Origin of the sequence: Flavobacterium sp. (genome assembly GCF_039595935.1) — a bacterium.
Classification (GTDB): Bacteria; Bacteroidota; Bacteroidia; order Flavobacteriales; family Flavobacteriaceae; genus Flavobacterium.
In genome coordinates, this window is the sequence record NZ_JBCNKR010000005.1 from 488272 (window position 1) to 511958 (window position 23687).

23 protein-coding genes, 1 tRNA gene and 1 rRNA gene are annotated in these 23687 nt (G+C 32.3%); 8 read left to right on the forward strand and 17 right to left on the reverse strand.

Annotated features, from left to right (window positions below; all coding sequences use genetic code 11):
* Positions 1-38 precede the first annotated feature (38 nt).
* Positions 39-1265 carry a Glu/Leu/Phe/Val dehydrogenase dimerization domain-containing protein gene (locus ABDW27_RS09620; RefSeq protein ID WP_309843085.1) on the forward strand — a complete coding sequence of 409 codons (1227 nt, stop codon included), beginning with the start codon at positions 39-41 and terminating at the stop codon, positions 1263-1265.
* Between the two features lie 193 nt (positions 1266-1458).
* On the opposite strand, the gene ABDW27_RS09625 is transcribed toward ABDW27_RS09620, so the two are convergent.
* Positions 1459-2433 carry an integrase core domain-containing protein gene (locus ABDW27_RS09625; protein WP_343695512.1) on the reverse strand — a complete coding sequence of 325 codons (975 nt, stop codon included), beginning with the start codon at positions 2431-2433 and terminating at the stop codon, positions 1459-1461.
* Positions 2434-2638: 205 nt separating this feature from the next.
* On the opposite strand from ABDW27_RS09625, the gene ABDW27_RS09630 reads away from it, so the two are divergent.
* Positions 2639-3544 carry an energy transducer TonB gene (locus ABDW27_RS09630; RefSeq protein WP_343695694.1) on the forward strand — a complete coding sequence of 302 codons (906 nt, stop codon included), beginning with the start codon at positions 2639-2641 and terminating at the stop codon, positions 3542-3544.
* Positions 3545-3869: 325 nt separating this feature from the next.
* Here ABDW27_RS09630 and ABDW27_RS09635 read toward each other — a convergent pair whose 3' ends face one another.
* The gene (locus ABDW27_RS09635) at positions 3870-4265 is read right to left on the reverse strand and encodes a biopolymer transporter ExbD (RefSeq protein WP_343695695.1); all 396 of its coding nucleotides are present in this window, start codon (positions 4263-4265) and stop codon (positions 3870-3872) included.
* Between the two features lie 3 nt (positions 4266-4268).
* A complete protein-coding gene (locus ABDW27_RS09640; protein WP_343695696.1) occupies positions 4269-4964 on the reverse strand; it encodes a MotA/TolQ/ExbB proton channel family protein in 696 nt (231 codons plus the stop codon).
* A 133-nt stretch (positions 4965-5097) separates the two neighbouring features.
* Between ABDW27_RS09640 and ABDW27_RS09645 the strand changes: the two genes are divergently transcribed.
* The 4 genes from ABDW27_RS09645 (at position 5098) to ABDW27_RS09660 (ending at position 8738) form a co-directional block, all read left to right on the forward strand.
* A complete protein-coding gene (locus ABDW27_RS09645) occupies positions 5098-6321 on the forward strand; it encodes a folylpolyglutamate synthase/dihydrofolate synthase family protein (RefSeq protein WP_343695697.1) in 1224 nt (407 codons plus the stop codon).
* 181 nt (positions 6322-6502) lie between these two features.
* A tRNA-Val gene (locus ABDW27_RS09650) sits at positions 6503-6580 on the forward strand.
* 156 nt (positions 6581-6736) lie between these two features.
* On the forward strand, positions 6737-7639 hold the full coding sequence (locus ABDW27_RS09655) for a hypothetical protein (RefSeq protein WP_343695698.1): 903 nt from the start codon (positions 6737-6739) through the stop codon (positions 7637-7639).
* A gap of 82 nt (positions 7640-7721) precedes the next feature.
* Positions 7722-8738 (forward strand): serine hydrolase domain-containing protein, encoded by a 1017-nt coding sequence (locus ABDW27_RS09660; protein WP_343695699.1) that lies wholly within the window; start codon positions 7722-7724, stop codon positions 8736-8738.
* A 21-nt stretch (positions 8739-8759) separates the two neighbouring features.
* On the opposite strand, the gene ABDW27_RS09665 is transcribed toward ABDW27_RS09660, so the two are convergent.
* The 4 genes from ABDW27_RS09665 to ABDW27_RS09680 form a co-directional block, all read right to left on the reverse strand.
* Positions 8760-9818: a hypothetical protein gene (locus ABDW27_RS09665; protein WP_343695700.1), complete on the reverse strand. Its 1059-nt coding sequence runs from the start codon at positions 9816-9818 to the stop codon at positions 8760-8762.
* A 5-nt stretch (positions 9819-9823) separates the two neighbouring features.
* Positions 9824-10060: a hypothetical protein gene (locus ABDW27_RS09670; protein WP_343695701.1), complete on the reverse strand. Its 237-nt coding sequence runs from the start codon at positions 10058-10060 to the stop codon at positions 9824-9826.
* A 65-nt stretch (positions 10061-10125) separates the two neighbouring features.
* Positions 10126-11460 carry a HAMP domain-containing sensor histidine kinase gene (locus tag ABDW27_RS09675; RefSeq protein ID WP_343695702.1) on the reverse strand — a complete coding sequence of 445 codons (1335 nt, stop codon included), beginning with the start codon at positions 11458-11460 and terminating at the stop codon, positions 10126-10128.
* 1 nt (position 11461) lies between these two features.
* The gene (locus ABDW27_RS09680; RefSeq protein WP_343695703.1) at positions 11462-12811 is read right to left on the reverse strand and encodes a sigma-54 dependent transcriptional regulator; all 1350 of its coding nucleotides are present in this window, start codon (positions 12809-12811) and stop codon (positions 11462-11464) included.
* 279 nt (positions 12812-13090) lie between these two features.
* Between ABDW27_RS09680 and ABDW27_RS09685 the strand changes: the two genes are divergently transcribed.
* Positions 13091-13804 carry an ABC transporter ATP-binding protein gene (locus ABDW27_RS09685; RefSeq protein WP_343695704.1) on the forward strand — a complete coding sequence of 238 codons (714 nt, stop codon included), beginning with the start codon at positions 13091-13093 and terminating at the stop codon, positions 13802-13804.
* Between the two features lie 4 nt (positions 13805-13808).
* Entirely contained in the window at positions 13809-16232 is a 2424-nt protein-coding gene (locus ABDW27_RS09690) for an ABC transporter permease (RefSeq protein ID WP_343695705.1), read from the forward strand.
* Between the two features lie 65 nt (positions 16233-16297).
* Here ABDW27_RS09690 and ABDW27_RS09695 read toward each other — a convergent pair whose 3' ends face one another.
* From ABDW27_RS09695 to rrf, 10 genes are all read right to left on the reverse strand, one after another.
* Positions 16298-17038: an SDR family oxidoreductase gene (locus tag ABDW27_RS09695; RefSeq protein WP_343695706.1), complete on the reverse strand. Its 741-nt coding sequence runs from the start codon at positions 17036-17038 to the stop codon at positions 16298-16300.
* A 79-nt stretch (positions 17039-17117) separates the two neighbouring features.
* Positions 17118-17687 carry a Crp/Fnr family transcriptional regulator gene (locus tag ABDW27_RS09700; RefSeq protein ID WP_180861188.1) on the reverse strand — a complete coding sequence of 190 codons (570 nt, stop codon included), beginning with the start codon at positions 17685-17687 and terminating at the stop codon, positions 17118-17120.
* 93 nt (positions 17688-17780) lie between these two features.
* The gene (locus ABDW27_RS09705; RefSeq protein WP_343695707.1) at positions 17781-18695 is read right to left on the reverse strand and encodes a helix-turn-helix domain-containing protein; all 915 of its coding nucleotides are present in this window, start codon (positions 18693-18695) and stop codon (positions 17781-17783) included.
* A gap of 1 nt (position 18696) precedes the next feature.
* Positions 18697-19002 carry a hypothetical protein gene (locus tag ABDW27_RS09710; protein ID WP_343695708.1) on the reverse strand — a complete coding sequence of 102 codons (306 nt, stop codon included), beginning with the start codon at positions 19000-19002 and terminating at the stop codon, positions 18697-18699.
* 11 nt (positions 19003-19013) lie between these two features.
* A complete protein-coding gene (locus ABDW27_RS09715) occupies positions 19014-19820 on the reverse strand; it encodes an SDR family oxidoreductase (RefSeq protein WP_343695709.1) in 807 nt (268 codons plus the stop codon).
* A 104-nt stretch (positions 19821-19924) separates the two neighbouring features.
* A complete protein-coding gene (locus tag ABDW27_RS09720) occupies positions 19925-21295 on the reverse strand; it encodes a hypothetical protein (RefSeq protein WP_343695710.1) in 1371 nt (456 codons plus the stop codon).
* A 6-nt stretch (positions 21296-21301) separates the two neighbouring features.
* Positions 21302-21805 carry an endonuclease V gene (locus ABDW27_RS09725; RefSeq protein ID WP_343695711.1) on the reverse strand — a complete coding sequence of 168 codons (504 nt, stop codon included), beginning with the start codon at positions 21803-21805 and terminating at the stop codon, positions 21302-21304.
* A 16-nt stretch (positions 21806-21821) separates the two neighbouring features.
* Positions 21822-22385, reverse strand: coding sequence for a DUF4256 domain-containing protein (locus ABDW27_RS09730; protein WP_343695712.1), 564 nt, complete (start codon positions 22383-22385; stop codon positions 21822-21824).
* A gap of 21 nt (positions 22386-22406) precedes the next feature.
* Positions 22407-23000 carry a DUF1801 domain-containing protein gene (locus ABDW27_RS09735; RefSeq protein WP_343695713.1) on the reverse strand — a complete coding sequence of 198 codons (594 nt, stop codon included), beginning with the start codon at positions 22998-23000 and terminating at the stop codon, positions 22407-22409.
* Positions 23001-23338: 338 nt separating this feature from the next.
* Positions 23339-23448 (reverse strand): 5S ribosomal RNA (gene rrf, locus ABDW27_RS09740).
* Positions 23449-23687 lie beyond the last annotated feature (239 nt).

The window sequence follows — 23687 nt, forward strand, 5'->3', positions numbered from 1 at the left end:
TTTCATACATTTACACAAAATAAACATATCACAACAAAATGAAAGATTTATTACAACAATTTGAAAACAAGGCGCCTGAAATTGTTTTCAATTGGAAAGATTCAGAAACAGAAGCCGAAGGGTGGACTGTTATTAATTCACTACGCGGAGGAGCTGCTGGTGGAGGAACAAGAATGAGAAAAGGCTTAGACATGAATGAGGTCTTGTCATTGGCTAAAACCATGGAAGTTAAATTCTCTGTTTCAGGCCCTGCCATTGGCGGAGCTAAATCTGGAATAAATTTTGACCCGAACGACCCTCGCAAAAAAGGTGTTTTACAACGCTGGTACAAAGCTGTTTCTCCTTTATTAAAAAGTTACTACGGAACTGGTGGAGATTTGAATGTTGATGAGATTCACGAAGTAATCCCAATGACAGAAGAATGCGGTGTTTGGCATCCTCAGGAAGGTGTATTCAACGGGCATTTTAAACCAACCGAAGCTGATAAAATTAATCGAATTGGCCAGCTGCGTCAGGGAGTAATTAAAGTGATCGAAAACCCCAAATTCTCTCCAGACGTTACCAGAAAATATACCGTTGCTGATATGATTACCGGTTATGGTGTTGCCGAAGCGGTTCGCCATTTTTACGCAACTTACGGCGGAGATATTAAAGGTAAAAAAGCAATCGTACAAGGTTTTGGAAACGTTGGTTCTGCTGCGGCTTTTTATCTAGCTGAAATGGGAGCAAAAGTTATCGGAATTATTGACCGTGACGGAGGTTTGATTAAAGAAGATGGTTTTTCGTTTGAAGAAATCAGAACTTTATTCTTAAACAAAGACGGAAATAAATTAGTTGCCGATAATATGATTCCGTTTGAGGAAATCAATTCTAAAATCTGGACTATTGGTGCAGAAATTTTCACACCTTGTGCGGCTTCAAGACTGGTTACTCAAAACCAAATCGACAGCTTAATCGCAAACGGATTAGAAGTTATTTCTTGTGGAGCGAATGTTCCTTTTGCAGATAAAGAAATTTTCTTCGGTTCTATTATGGAAGAAGTTGATCGTAAAGTAAGTTTGATTCCGGATTTTATTTCAAACTGCGGAATGGCAAGAGTTTTTGCTTATTTCATGGAGAAAAAAGTTCAAATGACAGATGAAGCTATTTTTAACGATACTTCTGAAATTATAAAAAATGCAATTGTAAAAGCGCACGCTTTAAATTCATCAAAAACAAATATCAGTGCAACTGCTTTTGAAATTGCATTGAAACAATTAGTATAACCTTTTTTATACTTTATATATAAACGAGCCAAATTGTTATTTGGCTCGTTTTTTTTAGCTCAATCGCAAAATTCCGCGCATTTTATGTCATTTCGACGAAGGAGAAATCTGCGCAAGTAACTCCACAACGAGAATCCAGTCTTTGGCGAGCTACTTGCGCAGATTTCTCCTTCGTCGAAATTGTAAAAGTCACTTATTTCGGTAACGGATTTATCATTTCGATTGGCTTTTTTCCATCAATTCCCTGATGTGGCCTTTCGTGATTATAGTAATATAAATATTGCAATAATTCTTCTTTTAGTTCTTCCAAAGAATCAAAATCAGTTTCTCTGAGCAGATCATCTTCAAGAGTTCGCCAGAAGCGTTCGACCTTCCCGTTTGTCTGTGGTCTATAAGGTTTTGTATGTCTGTGAACAATTCCCAATTCCATAAGCATTCTCTCAAAAGGATGGTTATATTTCTGCTGGCTGGTTTTGATTCCAAATTCAGGTCCATTGTCAGATAAAATCTCTTCAAATTTTATCTCATAATGATCGCTTAAGATGTTTAAGCATTTTAATGACGCAAACATAACCGTTAAACTAGTGATGTCTGGGATTAATTCTGCCCAGGCAATCCGGCTGTAGTCGTCAATTATACATACTAAGTACAATTTTCGATTTTCTCCTTTTATGATGCTTTTGCTTAAGTGATGACAATCAATATGACCAAGCTGTCCCATTCTTTCCTTGATTATTTTTTGATGATTCTTTTTAATCTTCGGAGTTAACCTGTTTATTTTATTACGCTTTAAAATATTATAAACTCCTGAATATGAAGGTGTGTTTTTTCCTAATTTTGGCTTTAAGATACTAACAATTTCATATTTGTTGTTTCCTTTTTCCCTTAATTCAATTACTTTTCGTTCTATAAATGGCAGAGGACGTCTTGTCTTGTATTTTGGACCACGCTTCTGAGGAAGCAGATCCAAAGACTTACCGCTCTGCTTATAACGGTTATAATACTTTAAGAAGCTTTTTCTGCAGGTGTCATTTGCCTTGTAAAAATCCATCGCCTTTTTATGCAACGGATGAGTCTTGTTTTTTACTTGCTCATATTCTTTTATTAAAAAACGATACTTCTCTAAATAGTTTCTCTCTAATGTTGAATCCTGACTGTTATTTCTCATCGCAACAAAATTTATTAAAGGTAAATTTTGTTACCGAAATATCTAACCTTTACAGAAATGACAAACAGGAAGTTTTTAATTATTGCTGAAAAATCTTTGCCTGAACCTTAGCGAACGTTGCGGTTAAATTCTCTCTTTCATTCTAAACAATTTTTAGTACTTTTAAACGTTTTTATTTTATACTATTTCAAAATTCAGAATCACAATGAGTTTCACTATTTCTTCAGATAAAAAGAAATCATTACTACTCACAACTGCTATATATGCAGCGATCATTGTATTGCTGTTTTTCATACGTTTTTGGCCTCCATACAATCCAGAAAATAACGTTGCCCTTGCAGATGGCGGCGGTGGCGGTGGTGGCGTAACGGTAAATTTTGGTGACAGCGATTTAGGTTCAGGAGCGAATTATAAAAGTGAAGTTCTGGATGTAAAAAACAATGTAAAGCAAGCTCCGGCAAAAGCAGTTGAAGAAGAAGCTATTATTTCTCAGGAAAACTCAAAAGCTGATGAAACTGATGTTGTAATTCCAACAAAAGAAAAACCTAAAAAACCTGTTCCGGTTGAAAAACCAATACAAAAACCTGTTCCTGAAAAACCAAAAGTTTCGAACTCTACAAACGATGCTTTATCGAGTATTTTAAAAGGTTCGAACAAAGGCGGCGATGGTGATGACAAAGTTTCAGGAAATAAAGGTAACCGTGGAGGCGACTTAAACTCTAAAGGTTATTATGGTACTGGCGGTTCTGGCGGAGGAACCGGAGGCGGTAACGGTACCGGAAATGGTATAGGAAACGGAAGCGGTTATGGAGCCGGAAGCGGCGGAGGTTCTGGAGGTGGATCAGGATATTCTTTAAATGGCCGAAAAGCACTTTCTAAACCAGCACCTAAATACACTTGTAACGAAGAAGGAACTGTTGTAGTTGAAGTTACGGTTGATCAAAATGGAAAAACTATAAGTGCTACTGCCGGAATAAAAGGAACAACAAACAAAGCAAGTTGTTTATTAGAACAAGCAAAAATAGCGGCATTAAACACGAAATGGTCTGCTGATGATAATGCTGCGCCAAAACAAATTGGGAGGATTATTTATAATTTCAATTTGAATTAAAAAACACAAATTACACGGATTTTCACGAATCTGTTCTCATAAAAAAAGGCTTTCTGATTACTTTAGAAAGCCTTTTTTCGTCTAGTTTGTCATTTCGACGAAGGAGAAATCTGCGCAAGAAGCTCGACAAAGATTAGATTCTCGTTGCGGAGTTACTTGCGCAGATTTCTCCTTCGTCGAAATGACAAAATTGTGTTTACTTATAAAAGCGAGGCTGCTTCGTTCCTCTCAAGGACTCAGATTAACAATTGACACAGAACAAAAAAGAAAGACCTAACAGGTTTTTAAAACCTGTTAGGTCTAACACAAATTATTTATATTTTTTTTACTTAGGACTCGTAGCAATTACAAACTTCAAATTGTTCCTCACTCCTATCTGTAAAACATCAACTAAATCCTGAACCTGCAAATTAAACGGAATTCGGACTACAACTGTCTGCGTTTTGTCTGCTCCTATTTTATTCATTAAAGTTGTTTCTAATTCTTCAAAAGGAACGGGCTGTTTATCGATATAAAATTGCTTGTCTTCTGTAACGGATAAACTGATTAATTGTTTATTCGTTTTTTCATTTGATTTCGCTTTTGGCAGCGTCATCTTAATAACATTCGGATTTGCCAGTGTTGAAATAATTAAGAAAAACAACAACAGGAAAAACATAATGTCACTTAAAGACGAAGTCGCAACCTCGGCGTGAAATCTTCTTTTTCTCTTAATTGACATACCTTATGATCTTTGAATTATGTTTACAAATTCTAATATTTGTTTCTGAATTTTTAAAGCAAAATCGTCAATTTTTCCGTTCAGTAAGTGGTAAGCGCTATACGCGATAATTCCCACGATAAGTCCAGATCCTGAACTGATCATTTTCTCGTACAAACCTCCTGAGATATTTCCGATACTGATATTTTCTGTAACCGAAATACTGTAGAAAATTTTAATTACTCCAGAAATTGTTCCGATAAAACCAAGAGTTGGTGCGATCCCGGCGATAAGTCCTAAATGACCTAAACGTCTTTCCATTTCACCAATTTCAATATCAGCGGCGCGGTCCATGTTGGATTCTATTTCGGCAATTGGTCTTCCAATTACTAAAACTCCTTCTTTTAGAATATTTCCAACAGCGGTATCATTTCTCTCTACAATTGTTCTAGCCAATTCAATGTTTCCGGCGTGCAATTTATCGCCAACATCCTGCATTAATCTGGCGTCGATTCTTGAAGCTTTTTGTATATATAAATAGCGTTCAAAAATTACGTAAATTGTATAGAATAATAAAAGTGCAATTGGTATTAAGAAGAAACCTCCTTTTAAGATAAAACCTAAAACAGAAATTTCAGTTTCCGGATGAGCAACCTTTTCGATCACTACGTTTGAGGCGTTTGCAAGAGTATCAGCTTGTAATTGAATGTAGCTAAACATATTTTAATTCTGGTTTTTTAATAATTAATTCTAAAAAATATTTCAATTTTGCAATAAAGATAATTTTCATTGTAATATTAAACTAAAAAAAACGGAAATTATTTCAATCAACAACTTATTTTATCCAAACAAAATGAACTATCAGGAAACAACAAACTGGATGTTTAATCAATTACCAATGTATCAGCTTCAGGGTGCTTCGGCATACAAAGAAGATCTGACAAACATCAAGTTACTGGCAGAGCATCTTGGAAATCCCGAAAAGAATTTAAAAACGATTCATGTTGCGGGAACAAACGGAAAAGGCTCAACTTCTCACATGCTGGCTTCAATTTTGCAGGAAGCGGGTTATAAAGTGGGTTTGTACACTTCGCCGCACTTAAAAGATTTCAGGGAAAGAATTAAAATAAATGGTCAGGAAATTTCAGAAGATTTTGTCTGTGACTTTATTGCTAAACACAAAAGTTTCTTTGAGGCAAATGACATGAGTTTCTTCGAAATGTCGGTTGGTTTAGCGTTTGATTATTTTGTTTCTGAAAAAGTTGATATTGCCGTGATTGAGGTTGGTTTGGGCGGAAGACTTGACGCAACGAATATTATTACGCCTTTGGTTTCGGTAATTACAAATATTGGTTTAGATCACACGCAGTTTTTAGGAAATACGCTTGAAGCCATTGCAGGTGAAAAAGCCGGAATCATTAAACCCAATGTTCCGGTTGTTATTGGTGAATATACTCCAGAAACGCAACCTGTTTTTTTGGCTAAAGCCGAAGCAAACAACGCACCGATTTCTTTCGCTTCTGATTTAATTGATCAAATTTATTTGTCTGATTTAATTGGCGATTATCAGTTTCATAATAAAAAAACGGTTCAGCAGACGATTTCAATTCTGAACAATCAAACCGATTTTAAAGTTTCAACAGAACAATTAAAAGAAGGTTTATTGAATGTTGTAAAAAATACCGGTTTACAAGGAAGATGGCAGCAATTGGGCGAAAACCCGAAAATTATCTGCGACACAGCTCACAACAAACACGGATTAGCCGTTGTGATGAATCAGCTTCAAAATGAAAAATATGAAAAACTGCATATTGTTCTGGGTGTTGTAAACGATAAAGATTTGGATTCTATTTTACCACTTTTCCCAAAAGAGGCGCAATATTATTTCTGCAGTCCAAATTCGGCGAGAGGTTTACCTACCGAAACTTTGCAAAATGCGGCTGAAAAATTCAGTTTAATTGGAGAAAAATACGATTCTGTTGAAAGCGCTTTCGCGAAAGCCAGAGAAAATGCATCAAAAAATGATTTTATTTACGTTGGCGGAAGTACTTTTGTCGTTGCCGAACTGCCTTTGTAATTATCAAAACCAAATTCGCAGAAAAAAGTTCAAAAAAACCAATTTAATAACAAATTCATAAACAGCGAGATATAATTTATTTTTAAAAAAGTTTTATTTTTTCTTCTAAATTCTTTGCAGAACTCAAAAACTAGCGTATATTTGCACTCGCAATCACAAATGATAGCAACCTAGTAAAATAGGGCGATTAGCTCAGCTGGTTCAGAGCACCTCGTTTACACCGAGGGGGTCGGGGGTTCGAACCCCTCATCGCCCACCAAGAAACTCCTTAAGAAATTAAGGAGTTTTTTTTATATCATTATCTTCCCACTCCTCATAAAATTAACTTCAAGGTTTATAAGAATTTAATATTGGCAACACAAAATAACGCCCGACATTTATTAGATTTATTAATTCAAATTTAAACCAAAAACAAATGAGAATATCAATACTGTTAATGCTTGCTGTACTAACTTTTAGCTGTTCAAATAAAGAAAAATCTAATATATCAAGTAATAAAAGTTCGCAAAATCTGCCTAAACCTAAAGAGGAAAAAATTGAGGAATTGAATGAAAATGTTCATTATCTTGGATTTGTAAACAAATTCTATTTCTCAAATAAAAACGAAGCTTATATTGAGCTTTACTTCAACAATGAAGAAATAGATGAAAAAGAATACAATCAACTAATAAAACTTTCTGATTCGTTGGTTTACAAAGACGATGAAAATGACAGATATAAATTTCCAACGAGTTTATCATCAAAGAATTTTGACTTAAGAGGACTTTCTAAACTTGCCATCTATGACGAAAACAATAAATTTTTCTGCAATGCAAATTTTGTTCGTGTAGAATATTTAAATCAACCTATTTCTTCTTACTTCATTGCTGTTTACAAAACAGAAAAGAAAATCACATCAGATCATTATTATGGTATTAGCAATTTCGAAAAAGATTTTGAATCTTCAAATTACACAATATCAAAAGATACTTTATTGACTCAAAAATTGCTCACAAGACTTAATATTCCTAAATCGTATTATGGACTTGAAGATAGTGGAACTCACATTTTATCTGCCAAAAACGATACAATACTATCTGTAGTTAATTCTGAAAACTCTGCTTACATAGTTTCGCATACTGATAAAGATTTTAAAATTTTATACAAAAGTTCTGAATCTGAAAACATTAATGAATTGAGAGTCGTCCCTATAATAAGAAATAAACTTCCATGTATTTTGACAAAAAATTCTAAGCCTGATACTGATACTGAATGGAATAATTTATTTTTATATAATGGCACTAAATATATTATTGCGAAACAGCAACGGATAGAATAGAAGAAATATTAGCAATGACTTTTTTTTTAGTTTATGATTTATCTAAGAGAAAAATAATTAATAGAAAATTAAAACATTCAAAATGAACACTATCATAACAAAGATCAAATTTTTTGTTTTTACAGTAGCATTATTTACATACGGTCATTTTTACGGCCAGACAAATAACGTAGAAACTAAGCTGGACAGTCTATTTCAAAAAGCACTTGAATCGAAAACTTTTAACGGAAATGTTTTAATTGCTAAAAAAGGTAAAATACTTTACGAAAAAGCTTTTGGTCAAGCTGATGCGAGTAATACTATTCTATTAAATAAAGAGTATCGTTTTCATATTGGTTCGATTGCTAAAGAATTTAATTCTGTTGGAATTATGATGCTTAAAGAACAGGGGAAATTAAAATTGGATGATCCGGTTTCGAAATTCCTTCCGGAACTTCCATCCTGGACCAATAAAATTAAAATCATAAATCTGCTTCAATATACAAGCGGACTTCCGCAGATAAAATGGAGTGAAGTAAATCAGGATTCAGACAATATGGCTTTTCTGTTAAAGACTTCAGAACTTGATTTTGAACCGGGAACAAAGTATGATTACAACAATAATAATGTGTTTTTGCAAAGACGTATTATTGAGAAAATCACCAAAATGAGTTTTAATTCGTTTGTGATAAAGAAAATCTTAAAACCTATTGGAATCAAAAATGCAGTTGTCGATCCTGATGACAAAGAGCCTCTTTTTGCAAAATCTTACAACAGTAAAGGAAAACAGGATATTCTGAAATACAACATTTCCGGCTGGACGGCCTTGAACTTAAAAGATTTTTACAAATGGTCAGAAGCTATTAATTCTTTTAAAATTATCAATTCTGAATCTACACGTCAGCTTTTTGAACCTTTTTCTAAAGATAATCAAACGGGTCTTGGCGGCGGATCTATCGAAAACGGGAAAGTTACCAGTCATATTCATGATGGCGCTGCTTTTAATTATCAGGCTTTGTTAATCAGTAATCCTAATTTTACGATTATTTTAATGACTAATAATAAACAGAATAATTTGGAAGAAATTAGTAATTCGATAAAAAGTATAGTTGATAAATAAACATGATAAAATTTTAAGATTCTATAGTTTAATTTCTTTACACACGTAACCTTGGCTTTCAGAAAGATCTTTTGGGAAATTTAATAAAAAGCTACCACGCAATTCCCATAATATTAATGTCCCGTCTTTAAGAAAAATCCAGCGGGAAAAGCTTCTTTTTGAATTTCGGTTTTCTGTTAATTCAAAGAAAATTGCATCCTTATATTTTCCTTCGTATTTATTTTTATCTACTCCATTTTCTTGCAAATCTTCTTCAAAATTATTTTTTGCTACTGTGCTTAAGGATTTAGATTTAACCCAATGTATTTCACCTAAACAACTGTCGCAGTTTAATGTATATTTATAAATACGATTTTCTTTTAATAGATTTACCAAATGCTTTCTTTCATTAATAATCGATCTTTTTGTACTCAATATTTCATTTATTCCGGAGATGGTGCAAAATTCAATATTTTTTGAGATTTTTAAATCCTTTATAGACATTTCAAGACATTCATCTCCTTCCCATTCAATTGAAGAAATATCAGCAATTTGCGCTTTAGTAATTTCAAACTCCTTTTCTAATAATTTGAATGTCTTTGGGAATTTATTTCTGGCTTCTAAATAATTTTCTTTATCCTCAAAAAATAATTCCCGAATTTTTCCAACTAATGAATTGTTAAATTCTTTTCCGCTTAACCTCTCTTTGTTGCCTGGATCCTTATCGGGTAATAGTTCCGAAACCAATTCGGAAATTTTTGAATTGTAAACTATCTTTCTATTTATATGCCATGGCAGCATATAAGGGTGTTGTCCTGCAGAGTATACAGAAAGTGTATCATTTTCTTTTATTACACTAACAATAATTAATGGATAATCATCTGTCCATTTCGAATCTTGAAGAGATAAAACAGCTTGGTTTGCTTTCTTATAATCCTTGATTGTATTAATTGCAATAGAATTTATTTCTTCTGCTCTTTTATTTTTTTCTGTGTATTCTTTCCAAAGATTTTCTGCATTTTTAATAAGCCAAAGAGAATCTCTGCCAAAAGAAAGTAAAGGTTCTTTAAAAAAATCAGAATTGTTTGTTCTTGTTATCAATTTAATTATTTCAGAAACCACATTAGAATCAACTTTTTGATTATAGAATCAGGTTTTTCTAATGATGTAAGTAACAAATTCTGCTTTTTAACTTGAAAGTTATTTTCATAACTTGATAATCCCCCGCCAGCATCTTTAATAATTATTTTATCCCAGTCATTTAATTGATCATTATTATTTTGACCGATTAAAATCTGAATTCCAAATAAAAAAGTTAATAAAGCTAAAATTGGTTTGTTCATTTTTTGATTTTCCAAGTAAAAACATTTTATAAAGCTAATATAAAGAAAACAAACTATAAAGAAATTTATCCCTCCACCAAACAAATCTCAAAAACCGTCCTCCCATTTTCAGTTTTAAAAGAAATATAACCGCCATGTGCTTCGATAATATTTTTAGAAAGCGTTAAACCAATTCCAGCGCCTTCGGTGCGAGTGGTGAAGAAAGGCAGGAAAATTTTGTTTTCGATTTCTTTTTCGATTCCGTAACCGTTGTCTATGATTCTGATAAAAGTTCTGTTTTCTTTAGTTTCGGCCGAAATTATAATTTGTTTTTGTTCCGAATTTTTTAAGGCATAAATCGAATTCGTCAACAGATTAATAATTACCTGTTCTGTTTGCTGTTGATCGACATTGATTATACGTTTCTGTAAAATCGTATTTACAATTTCAATGTCGTCTTTTTTAAATAACGGATTCATGATTTGAATACAATTTTCAATTAAATGCTGCAGTTCTGTTTCTTGTTTTTTAGGAGACGGCAGCATCGCCAGTTTTCGGTAACCTTCTACAAATTTCTGTAAATGATCGCTTCGACGTAACATGGTTTCTACGCTGTTTTTAATATCTTCTAAATCTTCTGCCGAAAGCGAATCCTGTTCTACCAAATCCTGCAGGTTTTGACAAATAGAACGAATTGGCGTTATCGAATTTAAAAGTTCATGCGAGATCACTTTCATCAAATTTACCCACGCATCTTTTTCTTTTTTCTCGACTACATTCTGAATCGAATCGAGTAAAACTATGCAATAATTACGTTCAAAAATTTCTGTTCTCGAAGCCTGCAAAACAAAAGTCTGCGGAAGTTGTTCGTTTATACTGATATCTACTGAGGTTTTTATTTCATGAAAATCATCTTTTTCGATAATTTCACAAAGTGACGAAAGCTGGTTTTTAAGATATTTCCATTTCGAAACTTTAGGCACATTAAAGTGTGACGAAAAATAATCGTTCATTAGAAAAATATCCCAGTCGTTTTCCTGTTTTTCTAAAATGATAATTCCGGTTTCGATATTATTTAAAATCGAACGGTAAATAATGTCTTTTGAAATTTGTTCGTTCTGCCTGCTTTTGAGCGTATCGTATAATTGAAATAATTCGTCGTAATTCTTATCGGTTTTATGCTTTGTAAAATCCGATGAAAAGTCATTTTGCAAAATCGAAGAAATGGTTTTATCGTAAAGCAAAACAAAATTCCGAACGTAAAAATACATTTCGCGAACGAGTAGAAAAACGATAAAAAAGCCAAATATCCCCGTAAAAAACAAATCGGTTTTGAAGAAATAAATCGAAATTTCTATTGCCACGACTATAGCCAGCAGTCGAAAAAAAAGCAATTTATAAGTTTGCAGTGATTTAAACATACTAATTGATGTTGATATTGTATTTTTCTAAACGTCTGTAGAGCGCACCACGTGATAGACCTAATTCATCGGCCGTTTTGCTGATATTATTTTGGTGTTTTAAAAGTGCTTTTTCGATCGCAGATTTTTCTACAGATGAAAGTTGAATATCGTCCTGATTTTCATCATAAGGTGTTATGGTTTCTAAATCGAGATCTGAAACCGTGATCACATTATTTTCACACAAAATAACAGCGCGTTCTATTTTATTTTCCATTTCGCGAATGTTTCCGTTCCAGGCGTGTTTTTCAATTTGTTCCAGAACTTTTTTATCAAAAGTAATTTCACTTCGTCCGTATTTTTCGATCATTTTATCCAGAAGATATTCTGCCAGCGGAATTTTATCTTTGTTTCGTTCACGCAGCGGAGGCAAAACTATTTCCATCGTATTGATTCTATAATATAGATCTTCTCTGAAATTTTTATCGGCCACTTCTGTTTTTAAGTTCAAATTGGTTGCCGTAATAATGCGGACATTTAATGGTCTTGCTTTGGTTTCGCCCAATCGTGTTACGGTTTTGGTTTGAATAACCTGCAATAGTTTTGACTGTAAATGCAGTGGCACATTCCCTATTTCATCTAAAAAAATCGTTCCGTTTTGCGCCATTTCAAAACGTCCGGGCGTATCGTTTTTGGCATCGGTAAAAGCACCTTTAGCATATCCGAATAATTCGCTTTCAAAAATATTCGAATTCAAAGAACCTAAATCTACGGCTATAAAAGGATTACTTTTTCTTTGAGATTGATTGTAAATATGATGCGCCAGAACAAATTTTCCGGTTCCGTTTTCACCCAAAATCAAAACATTCGCATCTGTTTTGGCCACTTTATCAGCCAGTGAATAGGCTTTTTTTATGATTTCAGAATTTCCAATAAAAAAGTCATTTTCAATTTCAATCTCTTTGCTCTTTTTTTGTTCTTTCCGAGATTTATCTACTGCTTGTTTTACAGATTCTAACAGCTTTTTATTTTCCCACGGTTTTAAAATATAATCAAAAGCACCTGATTTTAATCCTTCCACAGCGGTTTCTACTTTTCCAAAAGCCGTCATTAAAATCACAACTGTTTTTGGCGAAAGCGTTTTTATTTCTTTTAATAAATACAAACCTTCTCTCCCATCTTCAAAACCTATTCGGTAATTCATGTCGAGCAAAACAACATCAACAGTATTTTGGGCTAATAATTCGACTACTTTTTTGGGGTTGTTAAGTGTATAAATATTCTCAAAATACTTTTTAAGGTACACTTTTGAAGCAAAAAGTATGTCTTCCTGATCGTCGATGATTAAAATTGAAGCGTTTGTTTTTTTCATTATTGTTCAGTTTTGGACAAAAAGTGTCCAATTATGGACATCGCGGCTTTTTTTAAAAAAATAAAATTTTAAAAATAAGGCAGTTACAAATTTTAATTTTTTGGCACAAAAATCCCTTTTCTACTTGTAAATCAATTAATTATTGAAGCCTTTCAGAAGTAAAAATAACAAAATAAATATCTATTTAACCGCATTATTAATTTCTTAATTTTCGGTCGTGTTTCTTTTACTTCTGAAGATCAAAAAAACGAACATCAATCAAACATTAAAAAATCAATTATGATCAAAATCAAAAATCTTTCAAAAGTTTTTAGAACCGAAGAAGTAGAAACCAGAGCTTTAAATGACATTTCATTAACCATAAATCAGGGCGATTTTGTTTCGATTATGGGGCCGTCAGGAAGCGGAAAATCAACCTTATTAAATATTATCGGTCTTTTAGACAGTGCTTCGGGTGGAAGTTATACTTTGCTCAATCAGGAAATGGTGGGTTTAAAAGAAAGTTTAAAATCAAAAGCCAGAAAAAAGAATATCGGATTCATTTTTCAAAATTTTAATTTAATTGATGAATTATCGGTTTATGATAATATCGAACTTCCGCTGCTTTACATTAATAAATTGCATTCTTTTGAAAGAAAGAAAAAAGTAGAAGAGATTGCGGCTATATTGGGCATTTCGCATCGTTTGAAACATTTTCCTCAGCAGCTTTCGGGCGGGCAGCAGCAGCGTGTTGCTGTGGCAAGGGCTTTAATTAATGATCCGGAAATTATTTTGGCTGATGAACCTACGGGAAATCTGGACAGCAAAAATGGAAATGAAGTGATGGAATTACTGACGGATCTTCACGCCAGCGGCTCGACAATTTTAATGGTTACACATTCTGATTATGATGCTTCTTTTTCGCAGAGAACTATTTTGATGAAAGACGGTGTTATTCTTTCAGAAAAATTGAATCAACGAAATGTAGATGTTTTAGTAACTTCTAAAAACTAAGATCATGCTGAAAAATTGGATTAATGTTTTTACGTATCATATTAAAAACAACAAACTGTTTACGGTTTTAAATGTTTTGGGATTGAGTATTGGAATTGCAGGATTAATATTTGCGATTTTGTACTGGAACGACGAACAGAGTTACGATCAATGGAACCCAAATAAAGACAACGTTTTTTTAGTAGCCAACCAAATGGATCCGACTACATATTGGGCTTCGAGTTCTGCACCAATGGGGTCAGCTTTAAAAAATGTGAGTCCTGAAGTCGAATCTTTTTGTTATGTAAACGGCGATTACAACGATGAGATTATTCGCTTTAATACTAAAAAAGTACAGTCGAATAAAATACTTGTGGCTCAAAAAAACTTTTTTGATTATTTCCCTTATGAATTTATTGAAGGCAGCAGAAAAAGTGCTCTTCCGGATGTTAACAGTATTTGTTTATCAAAAGATTTAGCCGTTCAGCTTTTTGGTAATGAACCTGCTATAGGAAAACAAATTGTTCTTAATAATCAAAGTCTGATTGTAAGAGGAGTTTATAAACTAGACAAAAAATCAATTTTCAATCCTTCGTGCGTGATTAATTTTATGGACGAAAGAATAAATGCAAACATTCAGGGTTGGGGAAATTTTCAATTTATTTTACTATTAAAATTAAAAAATCCAAATGACAAGCAGCGAGTAACAGCAAATCTTCAAAAAATATACTTTGATAATTTGATTGTAAAACAAGCAAAAGAGCAAGGTATGAATCCTCAGGAATTTATTAAAAAATTTGGGAAAGTAAAACCTGGCTTAGAGCCCTTATCCAGTATTCGTTTGCATACCAAAACCAATGGTCTAGTTGAGCCAAAAGGCAATTTTCAGTTTTTATTGATTATGTTAGGATTATCTATTTTAATTCTGGCGCTTTCTATAGTAAATTATGTTAATTCGGCTACGGCAAATGCTGTAAAAAGAGCCAAAGAAATCGGAGTTCGAAAAATTATCGGTGCTTCAAAATTAGAAATAATTTTGCAGTTTATTTTTGAAACAGCCATTCTGTCTTTACTTTCTATTCTAATTTCGCTTGTTATCGTAGAACTTTCGTTACCGTATTATAATGTCTTTTTAGAAAAAACACTCGTATTGCAAAGTGGTCAGTTTTATTTACAGCTTGCCGGCATATTTATTATTACCGTGATTCTGGCAGGAATATTTCCGGCAGTTTATGTTTCAAATTTTGAATCTCTAAAAGTTTTAAAGGGAAATTTTGGAAGAAGCAAAAACGGAATCTGGCTTCGAAACGGAATGTTAATTTTTCAATTTGCTGTGGCTGCTTTTTTTATTATTGGTTCTTACATTGTGTATGAGCAAATAAATCTTATGAATGAAAAAGATTTAGGTTTTAGCGGTAAACAAATCTTGAATATTTCATACAGAAATATTTATGGCGAAGGAATTACAGATAAAGACCGCTTTAACCGATACACAACTATAAAAAATCAATTACTGCACATTAAAGGTGTACAACAAGTTGTGGGCGGAGGTTTTGTTTTAGGTCAAGGCGCAAAATCTGTGATTTCATATCATTATAAAGATATAAATGTTGATGGAAATAATATGCCGATAGATTTTGGTCTTCTGGAAATGATGAAAATAAAAATAGTTAAAGGCCGATATTTTGACCCAAAATTTTCTCAGGATACTATTAGCTCAATGCTGATTAATGAAACGGCTTTAAAATTATTAAATGAAAAAGATCCTATTGGCAAAAAAATAAACTGGGGCGGACATAACGCCATTATTGTCGGCATCGTAAAAGATTTTAATAACGGAAATCCGGGAGAACCAATTCCTCCTATGACTTTTTTTCATTTTAAAACTATTCCCTGGTTTAACGGATTTATAAATAATATTTATATTTCTGCTGATCCAAAAACGATGCAGCAAACTATATCAGAGGTAGAAAATTTATGGACAAAAAAGATAGATCCTGATTATCCATTTATATATGATTTTGTAGACAAAGGATATAAAAAGTCATACAGTAATTATGTAAAGCAAAAAAATCTGTTTTCTTTACTAAATATCATTGTTATTACAATTGCTCTTTTCGGATTATTCGCTTTAGCTTCTTATTCTATTGAAAGACGTATGAAAGAAATTGCAATTCGAAAAACTCTTGGCGCAGAAACCGATGTTTTATTAAAAGAACTTTGTAAACAGTATATTGTTTTCAGCATAATTGGCTTTTTAATTGCTTTATTTCCTGTTTATTATTTATTAAATAAATGGCTGGAGAATTTTGCTTACAGAATAACTATTTCGATTTATCCTTTTTTAATTGGATTTGCTGCTTTACTAACTTTAACTTTATTAGTTGTACTTTCAAGAGCGTATCAGGCAACAAAAGTTGATGTACTGAAGTATTTGAAATACGAATAAATTAATTTTTAATAAAACAAAAAAGACTCCCTGATAGGAGTCTTTTTTGTTTATGGAATTGTTATTTACCACGGACTTATTCCTGTTTCATCTTCAATATCATTGCTAAAAAACTGGCCTGTTGGTCCGTTCGCATCTGTCAATGTATGTTTGATAATAAACGATGCTGCACTTTCTACAGTTCCAGGTCCGCTATGATGATTAAAATCTGTTGCGGTATAACCCGGATCGATTGCATTTACTTTAAAAGATAAATCTTTTAGTTCATAAGCCAGTACAATAGTATATGCATTTAATGCTGCTTTTGAAGTTCCATAAGCTGCCGATTTGAAATCGTAATATTTCCAAGTTGGATCACTATGCAAAGTCAAAGAACCAAGTCCTGAAGTTATATTACTGATTCTTGGATTTTCTGATTTTTTAAGTAGTTCCAAAAAAGCCTGAGTAACACTTATGACACCAAAAAAGTTTGTTTCAAATACATTTTTAATTTCTTTGACACTAGTATCCGAAGCGGTTTGAGGAAACTGACCGCCGCTTATTCCCGCATTGTTAATCAGGATATCTAATTTTCCTTGTTCACTTTCTACAATATTTTTTGCTGCTAAAATTGAGTCTGGATTTGTAACATCAATTTGAATAGCTTTGATGTTTTCAAATCCATTTTTGTTTAATTGTTTTACAACTTCATTTCCATTTTCAAGATCGCGACTTCCTAAATAAACAAACAATCCTTGCTTTGAAATTTGTTTTGCGATTTCTAATCCTATGCTTCTATTTGCTCCTGTTATTAATACTGATTTCATTTTTAATTTGTTTTAAAATTATAATACAAAGTTGGTTACTTTGAAAATGGAATCATTTGTCATTTGGCAAAAAGCAATTTTAACTGATGTTTTTTCTAATTCTGCTTAATGATGATTGTGTAATTCCTAAATAAGAAGCCACATAAGATAACGGAATCCTATTGATTACATTTGGATAAATTTTCAAAAACATTAAATATCGTGTAGTGGCATCTTCTGAAACCAGCGGACTTCTTCTTTCTACTTTTTGTCTCAATGCTTTTGAAATGATTCTATGTACTATAGCATCCCAGCCAATAATAGTTTCTAAAAGTTCTCTCCAGTCTTTTTTAGAAAAGACCAAAAGTTTACAATCTGTTATCGCCTGCACATAAGCATTGGAACAAATATCATTGTCGAAACTCTCCATATCAACAACCAGATTATTTTCGTCGATAAAATATTTGGTAATTTCTTCACCTCTATTGTTGTAATAACAAACGCGGGTAATTCCGTCTAAAACAAAACCTACTTGCTGAGCAATTTTCCCAGCTTCCGAAAAATATTCATCTTTCTTAAGTTCCAATACAGTTGTTTTACTCGCAATTAAATCCAACTGATGTTGATTTAAAGTTCCAAATTGCAATATATAATCTATAAATTCTTTCATAGAGGCAAGTTAATCAAAGTTATTTGTTCGGAATTTGTCATTTGGCAAAAACGATTCAAAACATATCAATTATTTTTCAGGATTGATTTCATTTTAATTTCTGTTGAATTGTTCCTGAAAGGCAATCGGACTTAAATTGGTCTTTTTCTTAAATAATTTATTGAATGACTGCGGATGTTCAAAACCCAATTTGTATGCTATTTCAGACATTGAAAAAGTTCCTTTCGCAATATATTCTTTTGCTTTTTCGATTAATTTATCATGAATAAACTGCTGTGTATTTTGTCCCGAAAGATTCCGAAGCAAATCACTTAAATATCTGGCAGACAACCCCAATTCATCTGCCACAAACTGAACGGTTGGCAAACCATTTTCAAGTGCTTTTTCGTTATTAAAATAATCTTCAAGCAAAGATTCTAATTTAGAAAACACATCATTATTAACCGCTTTTCTGGTAATAAACTGCCTGTTATAAAACCGCTTGCTATAATTTAGCAGAAGTTCAATCTGAGAAATAAGAACGTCCTGACTAAAATTATCAATTCGTTCTTTTAGTTCGTTTTGAATATTGGTAAAAACCCCTAAAATGGTTTCTTTTTCACTTTCAGATAAATACAAAGCTTCAGAAGCCGAATACGAAAAAAATCCATATTTTTTAATATTGGCATTTAAAGCATAAGGCCGAATAAAATCAGGATGAATATTTAATGACATTCCGCTATAGTCCGCTTCTTCCTCCTGCATTTTTAAAATTTGTCCCGGAGAAACAAATGACATTCCGCCTTCTTCAAAATCATAAAAACCATGGCCATAACGAAGTTTTCCGGAAAAATGAGTTTTAAAAGAGATTTTATAAAAGTCTAAAATAATTCCGTTTTCAAAATCTTTCGGGTCAAATACTGCTTCACCATAATTTAAAATACTGATAAGAGGATGCATAGGCTTTGGTTGTCCCATCGCCTTATGCAATTCTGATATCGAATGAAATATTTTAGGTTGATTCTTCATCTCACAAATTTATAAAATGTTCGACTGGCGCAATATTCCAGCTCACGCTACTTTGATCAATCATATCATGCACAACAGAATCACTGAGTTCTGTCATTAATTTATGCATTGCATCTGTACCTTCAGCCGTACTGTCCCAAACTACCATATCGTAAACAATTCCTTTTTTGAGTTCGAAAATTGTTCTGGATCGAAATCCTTTTTGACGTTTTAAAAAATCGTCAATTTCTTTATTGGCTTCAATAAACTGCTGTGTTGTAAAACCATTTAATTTAAAAGTTGTTAATTCTATCGCTTGATTTTTCATCTCATTTTAAATTAAAAAGTAAACATTGCTTTAATATTCTGAACCTGAACTTCTGCTCCGTTTTTCAATCGTTCATTGTATAAAGCATTTGCATCATTTCCGGCAACATAACGTAATTGATTTTTATTGTCAGTAGCGGCATCGTATATAATTTGAGCCACATCATCGGCATTTGTATAATTCTCCATTTGTTCTGCGCTGTAACCTTTGCTTACTTCGGCGGTTAATTTTTCATATGCTTCATGTTGTCCAACTTCCATAGAACGAATAGCAAAATCGGTTTTCATTCCGCCCGGAGCGACCACTTTAACCTGAATTCCAAATTGTGTTAATTCTGAGGCCAGACTTTCTGAAAAACCATCCACACCAAATTTTGTTGCACTGTAAATAGAACAAGTCGGAAATCCAATTAAACCAAAAGTAGAAGTAACATTTATAAAAGTACCGCTTTTTCTCTCACGAAAATAGGGTGTAAAAGCTTTTGAAACTCTAACGACTCCAAATAAATTCGTAACAATCTGACGTTCGATTTGAACCTCACTTAAAGATTCTAACGCTCCAATTAATCCATAACCCGCATTATTCAAAACAACATCTACCGTATAATTTTCAATAATATTTTGAATCGTAGAATTAATTTGTTCCGAATTTGTAACATCTAAAGGTAAAACAATTACGTTTTTTAATAAAGTTAATTCTGTTTCCTTTTCAGGATTTCGCATAGTGGCAATTACCTGCCAGCCTTTGCTTTGAAATAATTTTGCTGTTGATTTTCCTAAACCAGTTGAAGCTCCTGTAATAAAAATTGTTTTTTGCATTTTTAATTGCTTTAAAATTATAATGCAAAGATGTACCGAAACAAAAACCTGCTTTTAGTCGTTTTGGATAATTGATTAGCCAAAATGACGGTTCTTAAATAAACTTAATCACCGCCGCATCCACCACATGAACTTCCACACGAACTTCCGCAGGAGTTTCCACATGAGCTCCCGCATGAACTTCCAGATCCTGAACTACTGTTTGATGAAGTAAATTTATTATTTTCAGGCATTGCTAAAGGCATAAAAGAAACTGTCAGACCTCCATATAAAAAATAATTCCATTGCCAGTCTTGCTCAGGATCGGTATTGTTTTTTTCCTTTTTGAAAGTTGAATGAATTGTATTAAAAAATAAGTAGTTTACTATTTTCTTAAAGTAATAATAAGATATCGCAGCTAAAATTATAGTTAGAAAAACAATTTTAGTTACTGCTTTTTCTCTTGAAATTCCTATAATAATCCTGCTAACACCTATACTTAAAAGAAGTCCAAAAACCAACATCGCTGCTTTTATAATAAATAAAAACTGCTTAGAATCTAAAATCGTTTCTCTGATTTTTTCAACTCCTTTTTTTATTTGTTGAAATACTGGTTTGTTCTTAATTAATTGGTTTAACTGAGGGTAAGGTATTAAATCATACTCTTTCATAATTTCAATGACACAATTTTCATATGGATTATTTGTTAGCTTATCATCGATTAAGTTTAATTTATTGCCTGTAACCTGTACTCTTCTATTTTCAATTAGATTATTTACAACTCCATGAATTACATAATCTAAATCATTTTTTTGAAAAAAAATTAATTCAAAAGGTGTAAGATTACTGATAATTAATTTGGGCTTAATTTTTTCAATCATTGAATTACAAGCTTTTTTAACAAATTGCATCAATATGAATGTGACAAAAGCAAACAAGAATATATAATACCATACAAAATTTGGATTACCAATTTGAATCAAAACTGGTTTTATAAGAAAAGAAATAGGAAAACTTAAAAGTATAAATGACGCTAAGAAAATTATTTTTAATATTCCGAGATTATAATTAGCATTGTTTAATTGAAGTGAAGCCATTGGATTTCTAAAAATCCAAATTTCTTCTGGCTGCTTTCCAAAATTTAATTCGTATAAGTTTTTAGTAACTTCTTTTGCTTTATGAAATTTATCTTTTTCTGCCTTATTATGTGTCGATGGAATATGTTCAATCCTTTTTGATAAAATGTTGCATAAATCAGAATACGAATTCGTAAATATTAAATGCTGATGCCAAACAATATCAACAATTTCCGAAGGTGAAACCATTTCATTTGACGTTGCTGCGAGATACATAAACTTTTTATATTCTAAGATTGCCTTTTTAGTAAAATAAATAGTCCAGCTATTTTCTGAGGCTAATCTTGTTGAAAATCCATATTCATCATTTGGATTGTCAAGGTCAAATTTTTCAATTTGATTCCAAAGTTGTGTATCCATAAATAATTAAAGCTCTTTCGTTAAACGGTCTAACTCTTTTAATAAAGTTGGCATTCTAAATTCGCCAGCCATACTTTCTATTTTTTGAAAAGCATCTTGTAAATCAATTCCAATAGAAGTTATAAATAATGGTTTTATACTATCACCTCTAAATAAAGGTTTTTTATTTTTTTCGATACTGGCAAAATTAGTTTTAGCAACACCAATAATCGGAATCTGCTTATTTAACTTTTCATATAAATGTCCGCCTAATCCGTATTTTTTTTCATCATCTAAATACACAAATCCATCTACAACAATTGCTTCAATATTTTCCAGATCAATCTGATTCAATAAACTGATGATACACGGCAATTCTCTTCTGTAAAATTCTCCCGGAATATATTCTGAAACATTATCGATTATTTCTGAATGAATTTTAAAGTTTTTATCTTCATTCCAATTGTTAAATTCAAGGCATACTGTTTTGGCTTTATTATCGAAATAATAAGTATCAAAGGCTAATATCATGTTTATTTTTATTCTTTTAAACTCTTAATGAACCACGAAAACCTCGCGCTGCATAATACGAATCGGCACCATTATGATATACAAAAACAGTATCATAACGAAAATCTGAAAAAATTGCCCCACCTAATTTTCGAATATTATCAGGCGTTAAAATCCAGCTTGAAGTTTTGGTATCAAATTTTCCTAGTTTTTGAAGGCTACGATATTCTTCTTCATTCAAAATTTGAATTCCCATTTCTTGAGCCATATTTATTGCGCTGTCTGTAGGTTTATTTTCTTTTCTTTTTTCTAATGCTTGGTGATCGTAGCAAATACTTCTGCGTCCTTTTGGACTTTCTGCCGAACAATCATAAAAAATATATTCATTTGCTTTTTCATCATAACCTACAACATCCGGTTCGCCTTCGGTTCTCTCCATTTCATCAAGTGACCAAATTTTTTTAGGATTAGCTTTCAGTTTTTCCTGAACCTTTTCCCATTTTATACCTTGATGGCGATGCATATTATTTTCAAAACGTGCTTCTAAAACACTCAATAATGATTCTTCCTGTTCTAGGGATAATATGTTTTTTTGACTCATCTTTTTTAATTTAGTATTCGATTAATCATTTAACCCTTTTCCATCCAAAATATTCGGAATATTTTTTTCTACACGAGCTTCACGGGTTTTGGATTGTTTGGGCTGAGAAAAATGAAGTAAGTAAGCTCTCTGTCTTCCGGGAGTTAAGGCAAAAAAAGATTTTTGAAGATCCGGCATTTCATCTAATTTTTTTTGAAACTCTTCACAAACAGGAAAATCAGAAGTTTTTTTCAATTCAACTTTTAAACCTGCTTTTTCTATTTCAACAGCTTGATAAATATATGTTTTTAAAACCGCTTTTAAATCAACTATCTCCTGAAGACTTGTAAATCGTATTTGTCGTGCAGCCTGAACATTTTCTGATTGTTGAATTAAAATTCCATCTGTATCTTTTAATAAAGCCCCTTTAAAAAACAAAAAAGCACAATATTCCTTAAACGCATGAATTAAAACAACATTGCTGTCTTTAAATGTATAACACGGAACTCCCCATTTTAATTCTTCATTCAATTGACATTCAAGCGCAATTTTTCGCATTAAAACTAATTCTTCCTGCCATTTATTGGCTTTATCAAAGAAGAAATCAACTTTAGGGTTTTCATTATTATCCAACATTTAAACTATTTTAATATTATTTTTCATCTTTAAAAACTATAAAATAAAATTAAAACAATATTTTGATTTAGATTCAACAATGAAATTAAAATCACTCAAAAAATAAAAAGATTTTTAAAAGAATAAGTAGGCAGAAAAGGAGAAAGAAACAATTTAAAACTAAAGAACACAAATAAACTGCGAAATAAGGCTTTAATTTCAAAAAACGAAGCAGAGATCAAAACAAAGAAAACAAAAACAGATAAAGCCTAAAATAAAGATTGAAATTATCTTTCACATTAAAAAATAATTATAAAACAAAAAAACCCTATCCAAGAACGGATAGGGTTTTTCAAAAAGAAAGGCGACGACATACTCTCCCACAATAATGCAGTACCATCTGCGCAGGCGGGCTTAACTTCTCTGTTCGGGATGGGAAGAGGTGAGCCCCGCCGCAATAACCACCTTAAGGTTGTTAGTTGTTGGTTTGTGGTTGTCGGCTGCTGGGATTTTCCATCAACTATCAACTATTAACCATCAACTGCTCTGCGTCGAGCAAATATTTTAACATACTGAGATAAAGAAAAGTAAGTTTTAGTTTTAGAAAGTTTCCTCCCTCTCGTCTGGGACGAGAGGGAAAAGGGTGTACATAAGCTTACGGATTATTAGTACTACTCGACTATGACATTACTGCCTTTACATCTATAG

Coding starts and splice junctions, on each gene's coding strand:
- ABDW27_RS09620 (WP_309843085.1), top strand. CDS start 39: ATGAAAGATTTATTACAACAATTTGAAAACAAGGCGCCTGAAATTGTT.
- ABDW27_RS09625 (WP_343695512.1), bottom strand. CDS start 2,433: ATGAGAAATAACAGTCAGGATTCAACATTAGAGAGAAACTATTTAGAG.
- ABDW27_RS09630 (WP_343695694.1), top strand. CDS start 2,639: ATGAGTTTCACTATTTCTTCAGATAAAAAGAAATCATTACTACTCACA.
- ABDW27_RS09635 (WP_343695695.1), bottom strand. CDS start 4,265: ATGTCAATTAAGAGAAAAAGAAGATTTCACGCCGAGGTTGCGACTTCG.
- ABDW27_RS09640 (WP_343695696.1), bottom strand. CDS start 4,964: ATGTTTAGCTACATTCAATTACAAGCTGATACTCTTGCAAACGCCTCA.
- ABDW27_RS09645 (WP_343695697.1), top strand. CDS start 5,098: ATGAACTATCAGGAAACAACAAACTGGATGTTTAATCAATTACCAATG.
- ABDW27_RS09655 (WP_343695698.1), top strand. CDS start 6,737: ATGAGAATATCAATACTGTTAATGCTTGCTGTACTAACTTTTAGCTGT.
- ABDW27_RS09660 (WP_343695699.1), top strand. CDS start 7,722: ATGAACACTATCATAACAAAGATCAAATTTTTTGTTTTTACAGTAGCA.
- ABDW27_RS09670 (WP_343695701.1), bottom strand. CDS start 10,060: ATGAACAAACCAATTTTAGCTTTATTAACTTTTTTATTTGGAATTCAG.
- ABDW27_RS09675 (WP_343695702.1), bottom strand. CDS start 11,460: ATGTTTAAATCACTGCAAACTTATAAATTGCTTTTTTTTCGACTGCTG.
- ABDW27_RS09680 (WP_343695703.1), bottom strand. CDS start 12,811: ATGAAAAAAACAAACGCTTCAATTTTAATCATCGACGATCAGGAAGAC.
- ABDW27_RS09685 (WP_343695704.1), top strand. CDS start 13,091: ATGATCAAAATCAAAAATCTTTCAAAAGTTTTTAGAACCGAAGAAGTA.
- ABDW27_RS09690 (WP_343695705.1), top strand. CDS start 13,809: ATGCTGAAAAATTGGATTAATGTTTTTACGTATCATATTAAAAACAAC.
- ABDW27_RS09695 (WP_343695706.1), bottom strand. CDS start 17,038: ATGAAATCAGTATTAATAACAGGAGCAAATAGAAGCATAGGATTAGAA.
- ABDW27_RS09700 (WP_180861188.1), bottom strand. CDS start 17,687: ATGAAAGAATTTATAGATTATATATTGCAATTTGGAACTTTAAATCAA.
- ABDW27_RS09705 (WP_343695707.1), bottom strand. CDS start 18,695: ATGAAGAATCAACCTAAAATATTTCATTCGATATCAGAATTGCATAAG.
- ABDW27_RS09710 (WP_343695708.1), bottom strand. CDS start 19,002: ATGAAAAATCAAGCGATAGAATTAACAACTTTTAAATTAAATGGTTTT.
- ABDW27_RS09715 (WP_343695709.1), bottom strand. CDS start 19,820: ATGCAAAAAACAATTTTTATTACAGGAGCTTCAACTGGTTTAGGAAAA.
- ABDW27_RS09720 (WP_343695710.1), bottom strand. CDS start 21,295: ATGGATACACAACTTTGGAATCAAATTGAAAAATTTGACCTTGACAAT.
- ABDW27_RS09725 (WP_343695711.1), bottom strand. CDS start 21,805: ATGATATTAGCCTTTGATACTTATTATTTCGATAATAAAGCCAAAACA.
- ABDW27_RS09730 (WP_343695712.1), bottom strand. CDS start 22,385: ATGAGTCAAAAAAACATATTATCCCTAGAACAGGAAGAATCATTATTG.
- ABDW27_RS09735 (WP_343695713.1), bottom strand. CDS start 23,000: ATGTTGGATAATAATGAAAACCCTAAAGTTGATTTCTTCTTTGATAAA.